Source organism: uncultured Ligilactobacillus sp. (assembly GCF_948826705.1).
Classification (GTDB): Bacteria; Bacillota; Bacilli; order Lactobacillales; family Lactobacillaceae; genus Ligilactobacillus.
Window position 1 is genome coordinate 1 of sequence record NZ_CAQLEL010000039.1, and the last position, 11,289, is coordinate 11,289.

General features: G+C 42.0%; 9 protein-coding genes. 6 read left to right on the forward strand and 3 right to left on the reverse strand.

Annotated features, from left to right (window positions below):
• The coding region (locus Q9Q35_RS02180) for an SIS domain-containing protein (protein ID WP_304651925.1) at nt 1-428 on the forward strand (428 nt) is incomplete at its 5' end.
• A gap of 93 nt (nt 429-521) precedes the next feature.
• Here the strand turns inward: Q9Q35_RS02180 and Q9Q35_RS02185 are convergent.
• Together Q9Q35_RS02185 and hflX are read right to left on the reverse strand one after the other, a co-directional pair.
• Complete coding sequence (locus tag Q9Q35_RS02185) at nt 522-1,841, reverse strand: APC family permease (protein ID WP_304651926.1); 1,320 nt, start codon at nt 1,839-1,841, stop codon at nt 522-524.
• A gap of 236 nt (nt 1,842-2,077) precedes the next feature.
• On the reverse strand, nt 2,078-3,337 hold the full coding sequence (gene hflX / locus Q9Q35_RS02190) for a GTPase HflX (RefSeq protein ID WP_304651927.1): 1,260 nt from the start codon (nt 3,335-3,337) through the stop codon (nt 2,078-2,080).
• A gap of 395 nt (nt 3,338-3,732) precedes the next feature.
• On the opposite strand from hflX, the gene Q9Q35_RS02195 reads away from it, so the two are divergent.
• The 5 genes from Q9Q35_RS02195 to Q9Q35_RS02215 all read left to right on the forward strand — a co-directional run bounded on the left by Q9Q35_RS02195 (nt 3,733) and on the right by Q9Q35_RS02215 (nt 9,518).
• The gene (locus tag Q9Q35_RS02195) at nt 3,733-5,370 is read left to right on the forward strand and encodes a peptide ABC transporter substrate-binding protein (protein WP_304651928.1); all 1,638 of its coding nucleotides are present in this window, start codon (nt 3,733-3,735) and stop codon (nt 5,368-5,370) included.
• Nucleotides 5,371-5,489: 119 nt separating this feature from the next.
• Nucleotides 5,490-6,419 carry an oligopeptide ABC transporter permease gene (opp3b, locus tag Q9Q35_RS02200; protein ID WP_010690316.1) on the forward strand — a complete coding sequence of 310 codons (930 nt, stop codon included), beginning with the start codon at nt 5,490-5,492 and terminating at the stop codon, nt 6,417-6,419.
• A gap of 5 nt (nt 6,420-6,424) precedes the next feature.
• A complete protein-coding gene (locus Q9Q35_RS02205) occupies nt 6,425-7,450 on the forward strand; it encodes an ABC transporter permease (protein WP_304651929.1) in 1,026 nt (341 codons plus the stop codon).
• Between the two features lie 8 nt (nt 7,451-7,458).
• Nucleotides 7,459-8,547, forward strand: a complete 1,089-nt coding sequence (locus Q9Q35_RS02210) for an ABC transporter ATP-binding protein (protein WP_304651930.1) — start codon at nt 7,459-7,461, stop codon at nt 8,545-8,547.
• Nucleotides 8,548-8,564: 17 nt separating this feature from the next.
• The gene (locus Q9Q35_RS02215) at nt 8,565-9,518 is read left to right on the forward strand and encodes an ABC transporter ATP-binding protein (protein WP_304651931.1); all 954 of its coding nucleotides are present in this window, start codon (nt 8,565-8,567) and stop codon (nt 9,516-9,518) included.
• A 306-nt stretch (nt 9,519-9,824) separates the two neighbouring features.
• Here the strand turns inward: Q9Q35_RS02215 and Q9Q35_RS02220 are convergent, their stop codons facing one another.
• Entirely contained in the window at nt 9,825-11,138 is a 1,314-nt protein-coding gene (locus Q9Q35_RS02220; RefSeq protein WP_304651932.1) for an NCS2 family permease, read from the reverse strand.
• Nucleotides 11,139-11,289 lie beyond the last annotated feature (151 nt).

An 11,289-nucleotide genomic window follows, 5' to 3' on the forward strand; every position in this document is an offset into this window, starting at 1 on the left:
CGGGGTATACGGCTAAAGAATTGACTCAACGTTTGATCAGAATGGGGATCGCAGCTTTTGGTATGACTGAAAGCCATAGTATGTATATCAGTAGTGGGATCGTTGAAAAAAATGACGTGATCTTAGCGCTTTCCGCAACAGGTAATACGGCTGAGGTCAATAGTGCTGCTAAAGCTGGACAAAAGCAAGGAGCCACCGTGATCGCGATCACGGGGATCGAGGATAGTCCGTTATACCAATTGAGTGATCTAGCTCTTTTAGTTAAGAATAGCAATTTTGTGGATAACGCCCGCTTTATCAATTCGCAATTTGCGATGACTTATATTGTGGATATCATCACGACACTACTCTTAGATGAAAAAGATCACCGCACTAAAATGGATCAAACGATCGAGTTGATCACCAATAATAAATTTGATAAACACTAATAGCCTAAGAGCCACGTTTGCGATTACACAAGCGCGTCTCTTAGGCTATTTTGTACGATGTACTCTATTGAAACGTGTGCAACAAAGAATGCCTTACACTCTATTCTTATAATAATAGATCGGTAGACCACATAAGACGATCACTAAGGAGATCACGACGCCACTTAGGTCAGAGAATAATTCACTGACTAAGACAAAAGCAGCACCTAAGATCGCTATGATCGGTGTCAAAGGATAAAGTGGCGTTGAGAATGGGCGCTTTGAGCTTGGCGTTGTCTTACGCAATTTGAAGACGCCAAAGAAGGTCATCACGTAGAAACAATAGATCGTAAAAATACAGATCTCAGTCAAACGATCAGCATCCACAGTCAAGATCATTCCTGAAGCGATGATCGCGATCACAGCGATCGAGACCATTGGGGTGTGCATCTTCTTGTTGAGATAAGCTAATTGCTTTGAAAATGGCAACTCATTATTTTTAGCCATTGCATACATGATGCGCGGGATGGTCATGACTTTACCATTCATACAGCCAACGATCGAAATGATGATCCCGATGTTTAAGATCTTACCACCGATCTTGCCAAATGCCATTTCCGCAAAGTGTGGAGTAGCATTTTCACCATAGCGAGCGATCATCTCAGCAGGCATCGTTTTGAAAATACTGTAGGAAACTAAAACATAGATGATCAATACCGCTGATAGACCTAAAACGATCGCTAACGGTAAGATCTTTTGTGGATTTTTGATCTCACCACCCATATTGGCGATCAAGATCCAACCATCATAAGCAAATAATGTCGCTAAAATTGCGACCCCAAAATTGCCTGCCACACTAGATGATTGCTCAGCTAAAACTTGGCCCACTGCATTTTGATCACCAAAGAGCAGACCAAAGATGATGATCGCAGCGATCGGAACCAATTTACATAGTGTCGTGACGATCTGTAAAGCAGAGCCATAACGATTAGATAAGAAGTTAAAACCAGAGATCAAAATAACTGATAAGACTCCAACAAAAGATGTATAGCTAGCCGGAAAGCCAAAGAAGGCTTGTAATAAGATCGCTAAATAAGAACCTAATGCGGCAATGACAGCAGGTCCATAAACGGTGATCTGCATCCAGCCGGATAAAAAGCCCCAAACTTTACCGTAGAGATTGTGCATGTAAATATATAAGCCACCAGTTTGTGGCATCTGAGAGCCGATCTCGGCAATCGTCAACCCACTGGTCAAAGTCAAAACGCCTCCGAAGAACCAAGCAAGTAAAGCCATGGTCGTTGAATGTGAATAACTTAAAACAGAAGCTTGTTTAAAGAAGATCCCAGAGCCGATAACGGTCCCGATCACTAAAGCTAGTGCGGAAAATAGATCGATCGAACGATCTAAGTGAACTTGCTCATTTTTTTCCATAGATTACCAACCTTATTTATAGTATTTAAGATAAAAGTTAGCATATTTTAGATTTTAAAGAAAGTTTATTTTAGAATTTCATATAATTTTTTTAAGCAAGATCGTCTACAAATTAAGATAGGAATGATCATTTGATATAGTAGCTAAAAAATACTGTTGATTCGATCATATTTATAGATATGTGATAAAAAATAGACGCATTTCTTGCTTTTACAAAAGAAGAAATACGCCTATTTTTAGTTAAGTTGATATTCAGCTAAACGACCAGCCAAAGCCGGTGCAACTTCGGCTTTGATCTTAGTACCGTCAGCGAGATATTTAATTTCAAGCACGGTTGCTTTTTGATTGAGTTCTTCAACGAGATTTCCCTTGGCAAATGGAATGAGATACGTATGAGTCTGATAGTCCTTGAAGAGCTCTTGTTTCAACAGTTCAGCTAGTGTTTTTAACGATTCGTCATCTTTGGCACTGAAGGTCAATTCTTTGCCGGCTAAGCTAGGGTAGCTGACAGCAAGCTTATCAGCTTTGTTGAAAACGTAAAGCATCGGGATATCAGTCACTCCGATCTTTGCCAAAGTTTTTTCAGTCGTTTCGATCATCTCTTGATAGTGTTCATCGGAAAGATCGACGACTTGGACTAAAAGATCGGCGTTGGCGGCTTCGGCTAAAGTTGTATGAAAGGCTTTGACCAACTGGTGTGGCAGCTTGGAGACAAACCCGACCGTATCGCTTAACAAGATCTCTTTATTGTCATCAAAACGGAGACGGCGAACGGATGTATCTAAAGTAGCGAAGAGCATATCTTTTTCAAAGACTTCTTTGTTTTTAGTCTCACCAAATAGCCGAAGGAGTCCGTTTAAGGTGGTCGATTTGCCCGCATTGGTGTAACCGACTAACGCTGCAGTCTTGATCCCAGAGCGTTGGCGTTGTTTGCGTCGGGTCTGATGTTCTTTGTCGATCGTTTTGAGTTCTTTATTCAAGGCGCTGATCTTTTTTTCGATCACCCGGCGATTCAATTCGAGCTTAGTTTCACCCGCCCCACGGTTAGTATAGCCACCACCAGCGTTCCCAGCAGTCTGCTGGTCGAGCTTATCGGTAAGGCCAGTATGCAAACGAGGCAATTGGTATTGCAGTTTAGCCACTTGAACTTGGAGCTTGGCTTCTTTAGTCTTAGCCCGCGCTGCAAAGATCTCTAAGATCAAGGCTGTGCGATCTAAAACGCGCATCTCGGTGATATTTTCTAAGTTTCGGATCTGCGTAGGAGTCAATTCGTCGTTTAAGATCAAGATCTGACTGTCGGTCACTGTACCGGCTGTTTTGATCTCTTCGGCTTTACCTTTGCCTAGGTAAGTAGCTGCGATCGGGCGTTCGAGTTTTTGTTTGAATTGGCGGGTGACTTCCATATTGGCAGCCTCAGCTAGAGAAGCTAGTTCTGCCATCGTATAGTCAAAATTTTCTTGTTCATTTTCGATGCCTGCAATGATAACTGGTGTCATATAAAGATCCCCCTTGATCAAGTGATATTACTAAAATTATACCACTGTACTAGTAAATTAGTTGGATCGAGGTATAAATGAGAAAATACTTTTTTTGGATTCAGTTTTGGTTAATTGCACATTCCGAATTATTCCGTGCATAATTTAGGGATAAACGAAAATATTTCCGAATTACCAAAAAAAATTTAGACAAAAATTAGCCGAAATAAATGGAAAAATCGTTGGCATATCAACTTTTTTTGAATGAGATATAAATTTACATATATAAATTTATACGTTTTGAATTAGAATAAATGCTTGCTTTTAATTTCATTATCATATATATTTAAGTCAAAAGTTATTAAAGTAGGATGTTACTTAGAGTCATTAAGCAATTATTAAGGAGTTGTGAATCTATGAAATTAGCTAAATTAGCCAAAGCGGGCGCTGTTGTGGCGTTGTCGGCTGTTTTTCTCGCTGCTTGTGGCAAGAGCTCAGATGATGGTGCTAGTGGTAAACAAGTGCTCAATTGGAGCGAAACTGCTGAATTACCTTCGATGGATCTCTCTAAGTCCACCGATGCAGTTAGTTTTGCACAAATCAATAACTCAATGGAAGGACTCTTGCGTATCGGTAAGAATTCTAAGACAGAACCTGGTATCGCCAAGAAGACTGAAGTTTCCGACGATGGTCTGACGTATACCTTTACTTTGCGAGATAATGCTAAGTGGTCTAACGGAGATAAAGTTACTGCCAAAGATTTTGTCTATTCTTGGCAACGAACGATCGATCCTAAGACAGGTTCACAATACGCATATCTTTTTGATGGGATCACCAATGCTAACGACATCATTGATGGTAAAAAACAACCAAGTGAATTAGGGATCAAAGCAGATGGCGACTACAAGCTCGTTGTCACTTTAGAAAAACAGGTCCCATACTTTAAGCTGTTGATGGGCTTCCCAATATTCTTCCCGCAAAATCAAAAAGCGGTCGAAGAATTTGGCGATAAGTACGGTACAGCTTCGAAGTATGCTGTTTATAACGGACCATTTGTTCTTGAAGGTTGGACAGGTTCTAATCTCTCCTGGAAGTTAAAGAAAAACGATAATTACTGGGATAAGAGCAAAGTCAAGTTAGATGAGATCAACTATAAAGTCAATAAGTCAACAACGACAGCTTATAACTTATACCAATCTGGTAAAGTTGATGCTACGGTCTTAAGTTCTGAACAAGCACGCCAATTAAAGGGGCAAACAGGTTACTTAGAACGTAAAGAAGCAACGACAGCATATCTTCAGTTGAATCAAACTAAAGAAGAATTCAAAAACTTAAAGATCCGCCAAGCTATTTCAAAAGCGATCGATCGTGATCAATTCGTTAAACAAGTTTTAGCTGGTTCTTCTACGCCGGCTAAAGGCTTTGTTTCAAGTGGTTTAGCTGAGCGTGACGGCAAAGATTTTGTTGATGCAGCTTATGTAAAATCAGCTGTTGATTACGATGAAAAAGATGCTAAGAAGCTCTTTGAAGAAGGCTTGAAGGAATTAGGAAAAGACAAGATCGAATTTTCTGTCTTGTCAGACGATACTGATGGTGCTAAGAAGTCGACTGAATTCTTACAAAGTGCTTTGACGGATGCTTTTGGTTCAGATAAAGTAAAGGTAAACGTGTCAAATGTACCGTTTAAGACGCGTTTAGCTCGTGCAACGTCTGGTGATTTTGATGTAGTTATCTCGCTTTGGAACGCTGATTTTGCTGATCCGATCTCATTTTTAGACTTAATGACATCTGATAACTCATTGAACGCTGGTAAATGGAAAAATGAAGAATATGATCGCTTGATCGAAGCTTCTAAGACAACTGATGCTAGCGATCCTGCTAAGCGTTGGGATGACTTAGTGCAAGCTGAAAAGATCTTGATGAATGATGAAGGTGTCGTGCCACTTTACCAACGGACACAAGCTTGGATGTTAAAACCATCTGTAAAAAATGTTATTTATAACTCATCTGGTGTAAACTACAACTTTAAGGAAGCTTATATCTCAGGTAACTAAATTTTAGTTGACGATAGATAAGTTCAGACTTAAAATGATTTAAAATATCAAACAACGCAGGATACTCATCCTGCGTTGTTTGGCAAAAAAGACATCTCAGAAACGAGAGGATATACGATATGAAGAAATACCTGTTAAAAAGGGTTTTCTATATGGCGTTGACGCTATTTTTAGTGGCAACTATCACCTTCTTTTTGATGAAGCTCATGCCCGGGACGCCATATTCAAACCAAGAAAAAATGTCACCCGAACAGATCGCCATCATGAACCAACAATATGGTTTGGACAAACCGATCTGGATGCAATATTTGCTCTACATTGGGGGGATGCTACATGGCGACATGGGAACATCATTCCAATTTAGTAATCAACCAGTTTCCTATTTGATCTCAAGCCGGATCGGGGCTTCAGCACAGTTAGGGATCCAAGCGATGATCTTTGGGGTCTTCTTTGGGATCATCTTTGGTTCGATCGCTGCGATCAACCGTAACACTTGGATCGATACTGGCGTTACGATCCTATCGATCATTGGTAAATCAGTCCCAAACTTCGTGTTAGCTGTTTTACTCCAATACTACATTGCTTTGAAACTTGGCTGGTTCCCGATCGCTGATTGGGGTGGCTTTGCCTACACAGTCTTACCAACGATCGCCTTGGGTGTAGGACCACTTGCCGAAACGTCTAGGTTTATGCGAACTGGGATGGTCGATGTGCTAAATTCCGATTATATCGAGCTTGCCAAGGCTAAAGGGCTAAGCAAGTTCCAGATCGTTTACCATCACGCTTTACGTAACAGTTTGATCCCCTTAGTAACTTTGATCGGACCATATACGGTTGCGTTGATGACAGGTTCGATGGTCATCGAAAATATCTTCTCGATCCCTGGTATCGGGGAGCAGTTCGTTAAATCGATCATGACTAACGACTACCCAACGATCATGGGGGTTACGATGCTATTTTCTGCGGGATTAGTAGCGGTTATCCTATTGACGGATATCATCTACGGTATCATTGATCCGCGGATCAGACTTGCTGGAAACGAGGGCTAAGCTTTATGGAAGAAAAGATGAAATTACGACCAGAAGATTTTCAAGCTTTAGAAGTAAAAGAAGAGCTTGATGCTGAAAAAATTGCTGCGCCTTCCTTGACGTTTACCCAAGATGCATGGCGCCGTTTGAAGAAGAATAAAGGGGCGGTCATTTCGCTCTTTATCATTTTATTTATGATCGTTGTAGCGTTTGGTTCGACACCATTTGTCAACCGCGATACTTTGGTCAAATCACAACCACAATATGCTAACTTACCAGCCAAGATCCCCGGCGTAAATATCAATGGGCTCAATGGTAAGGCTAAAGTCGGCGATGCTTGGGTCGATAAATATGCGCAAGCTGGCGTATCTAAAGACAAATACTTTGTTATGGGTACTGATTATTTAGGGCGTTCTTTGGCTCAACGGATCGTTTATGGGACCAAGATCTCCTTGATCGTTGCTTTAGTTGCTACCTTCTTTGACTTGACGATCGGGGTCACGTACGGGATCGTATCGGGTTGGAAGGGTGGCAGGACGGATAACGTGATGCAGCGGATCATCGAAGTTATCTCCTCCATCCCAAGTTTAGTCATTGTTGTTTTGATGTTGGTGGTCTTCAAACCAGGTATCGGATCGATCATTTTGGCGATCGCGATCTCTAGTTGGACGACGATGGCGCGGATGATCCGGGCCGAGACGCTCCAGTTAAAGAGCCAAGAATATGTTTTGGCAGCGCGAACGTTAGGGCAATCCCCAACTAAGATCGCTTGGAAACACTTGGTGCCAAACTTATCAAGTATCATCATCATCCAAACGATGTACACGATCCCAACTGCGATCTTCTTTGAAGCTTTCTTGAGCTTTATCGGGATCGGGATCTCAGCTCCAGAAACGTCCCTTGGGGTGTTATTGAATGAAGGACAAAAGAATTTCCAATTCTTACCATATCAAATGTGGTATCCAGCGATCGTCTTGTGTGTGTTGATGATCTCATTTAACTTGTTAGGTGACGGTCTCCGCGATGCATTTGATCCAAAAACTAGAAGGTAGGTTGTAGTATGGCTGAACGAATTTTAGATGTTAAAAACCTTAAAATCAATTTCCATACCTATGCGGGTGATGTTAAAGCCATTCGCGATGTGAGTTTTCATTTGAATAAAGGTGAAACGTTAGCCATCGTAGGTGAATCCGGTTCAGGTAAATCGGTCACAACTAAGAGTATTATGGGCTTGTTAGCAAGTAATGCCGAAGTGGTTGGTGGTTCGATCATGTTCCAAGGACAAGATCTTCTGAAGAAATCTGAAAAAGAGATGCAAAAGATCCGTGGGAAAGATATCGCAATGATCTTCCAAGATCCGATGACTTCCCTTGATCCAACCATGAAGATCGGACGTCAAATTGCGGAACCTTTGATGGTCCATAAGAACATGGATAAGAAAAAAGCAATGGCGCAAGCACTAGAGATCTTGAAATTAGTTGGGATCACCAATGCTGAAAAACGCTTCAATAACTATCCTCACCAATTCTCAGGTGGACAACGGCAACGGATCGTGATCGCGATCGCTTTGGTATGTTATCCTGAGATCTTGATCGCTGACGAACCAACGACCGCTTTGGATGTGACGATCCAGGCTCAGATCTTGAACTTGATGAAAGAATTGCAAGCAAAGATCGAGACTTCGATCATCTTTATCACGCACGACTTAGGTGTTGTTGCGGGGATGGCTGATCGGGTCGCCGTAATGTATGCGGGACAGATCGTTGAATATGGAACTGTAGATGAGATCTTCTACAATCCAAAACACCCATATACTTGGGGCTTATTGAACTCGATGCCAACACTTTCAAGTACCAAACTCGAAGCGATCCCAGGAACACCACCAGATCTCTTAGATCCGCCAAAAGGTGACCCATTTGCAGCCAGAAATCCGTATGCAATGACGATCGATGCTAAAAAGCAACCACCATTCTTTAAGGTGTCAGATACACATTATGCAGCAACTTGGCTTTTGCACCCGGATGCACCACAGATCGAGCCACCAGCAGAGATCATACGGCGAGCAAAGATCTGGCGTGAGATCCAAGAACAAGAAGAAGTTGCAAAAAATCGGCGTGCAGAAGTGATGAAGCATGCGGATGCTGAATAGACCAGGAGGAATTTAACATGCCAGAAAAACGCAAAAAATTGCTTGAAGTCAAGCACTTAAAACAATACTTCGGCGTGGGTAAACCTAGCATGGTCAAAGCCGTTGATGATGTTAGTTTCCACATTTATGAAGGGGAAACGTTTGGCTTAGTTGGTGAATCTGGTTCAGGTAAGACCACGACTGGTCGAAGCGTGATCCATTTGTATGAACCAACAGACGGCCAGATCCTCTTTGACGGTAAAGATGTCAGCAAGTTGACCTCACGTAAAGATCACCTTGAATTTTGCCGTGAAATGCAGATGATCTTCCAAGATCCATATGCTTCTTTGAATCCTCGGATGACAGTTGAAGATATCATCGCTGAAGGGATCGATATCCACGGCCTAGCTAAAAATAAAGAGGAACGTCGGGCTAAAGTCGAAGAACTCTTAGAAACAGTTGGGTTGAACAAAGATCACGCTAGCCGTTATCCCCACGAATTTTCAGGTGGACAACGCCAACGGATCGGGATCGCACGTGCTTTAGCGGTCGAACCTCGTTTTATCATCGCTGACGAACCGATCTCAGCGTTGGATGTTTCGATCCAAGCGCAGGTCGTCAACTTATTGAAGGAATTGCAAGAAGAAAAGGGGCTGACCTATCTCTTCATCGCACATGACCTTTCCATGGTGAAGTACATTTCAGATCGGATCGGTGTTATGCATTATGGTCGTTTGTTGGAAGTGGGACCAGCAGATGATGTTTACAATAAGCCATTGCATGATTACACAGCTAGTTTGATCTCAGCTGTGCCTGAGCCAGATCCAGAATTTGAACGCAATCGTAAGCAAAAAGAATACGATGCTTCGATCGAAGACGATAAGCAAGGCAAGCCACGCAAGTTACATGAGATCACGCCGGGACATTATGTTCGTTGTTCTGAAGATGAGATCGCAATGTATCAAGCTAAAGCTGCCAGCTACGAAAAATAAAAGTTTTAGAGCATAAGACGATGCGGTCAGTGTCGCATAAATAAAGAGGATCCTTCCATGATATCTTGCATCATGGGAGGATCCTCTTTATTTATTATGGTCGTATTGGCAACACGTTTGGCTGTATAGCTCAGAGCGTTTGATATTCTTAGGATATCGGAAAGTTTACTTCTAATGGTAGAGCTGTTTTTTTGTTGTGTCTTTAGTGTTAGCCAAGATAAAAGCAATGATACAGTTGCTAAGCATATTGAAAATCGGATCGACAGCTAACAAAATAGATACTCTGTAAAATAGTGTCCGTTTTGTTTATTTTTCGATGTTTAAGACCCAAAAGAAGATCACAAAGACAAAGAATAAAACATACATCAAAGCAGGAACTTCTTTACCTTTACGCGCTGCGATCATCGTGATCGGATAAGCGATGAATCCAAGAGCTAATCCATCTGAGATGCTATAAGTAAGCGGCATCCCAGCGACGATCAGAAAGGCTGGGATCGCGATCTCAAGTCTAGTCCAAGTTACCCGGGCCATGCTTTGTGCCATCAAAACACCAACGATGATCAAAGCAGGAGCGGTAACTTGCGAAGTTGCCACTGTCAAAAGAGGTGAGAAGAATAGCCCTAAGATAAAGCAGAGCCCAGTCGTAACAGCGGTCAAACCGGAACGTCCTCCAACTGCGATCCCGGCGGAAGATTCAACATAAGCCCCCACTGGGGAAGTTCCAAAAAGTGAACCAAAGAGCATGGCGGTCGAATCAGACATCAAGGCTTTCCCGACTCGAGGCATCTTGTTATTTTGTAAGAAGCCAGCTTGTTGAGCTAAAGCGATCAAAGTTCCAGCTGTGTCAAAGAAGGTGACCAATAAGAAAGTGATCACTACGACCCACATTTGCAGTGTATTGATATCTTTTAGGTGTGATAATGCAACTAAAAAAGTTTGATGCATGCTTGGTGCTGGTGCTACAAAAGCATGGGGCATTTGAATATTGCCTGTTGCGATGCCAAAGATCGCTGAAAGGACCATCCCGATAAAGATAGCCCCAGGAACTCGCATGACCATTAGGATCGAAACGATGATCAAGCCAAAGACTGTGACCCAAGTTGAGCCAGAAAAACTCCCTAAGCCAACGAGCGTAGATTTGTTAGCAACGATCAAACCACCACCTTGGAGGCCGATAAAGGCGATAAATAAGCCGATCCCAGCTGAGATCGCTGCCTTTAGATCAGCTGGAATGGCATCAATGATCAACTCACGCAATTTAAAAACAGTGATAAGTAAAAAGATCACCGAAGCTACGAACACACCAGCTAAAGTGGTTTGCCATGGAATGTTCATCCCGATACAAACTGAGTAAGCAAAGAAGGCATTGATCCCAAGACTTGGAGCAGTAGCGATCGGATACTTGGCTAAAAGCCCCATCAATAAACAGCCGATCGCACTAGCTAGGGCCGTTGCGGTAAAGACCGCGCCTTTGTCCATACCAGAAGCACCTAAGATCTCAGGGTTGACAAATAAAATATATGCCATTGAGATGAAGGTCGTAAAACCAGCAAGGATCTCGCGTTTTACGTTGGTTTTAAGACCGGTCAGATCAAAAAAATTATCTAATGCAGTTTTCACTGAAAAATACCTCACAATATAAATTGATTTAAAGCAACGTTATCTAATATACCGTAATTGCTAAAAAATGCAAGATTTCTTTTGTGTGCTATATATGTTAAAGCATCGTAAATTAAGCTATACTAGAGAACAAAGAATGAACTTTTGGGGG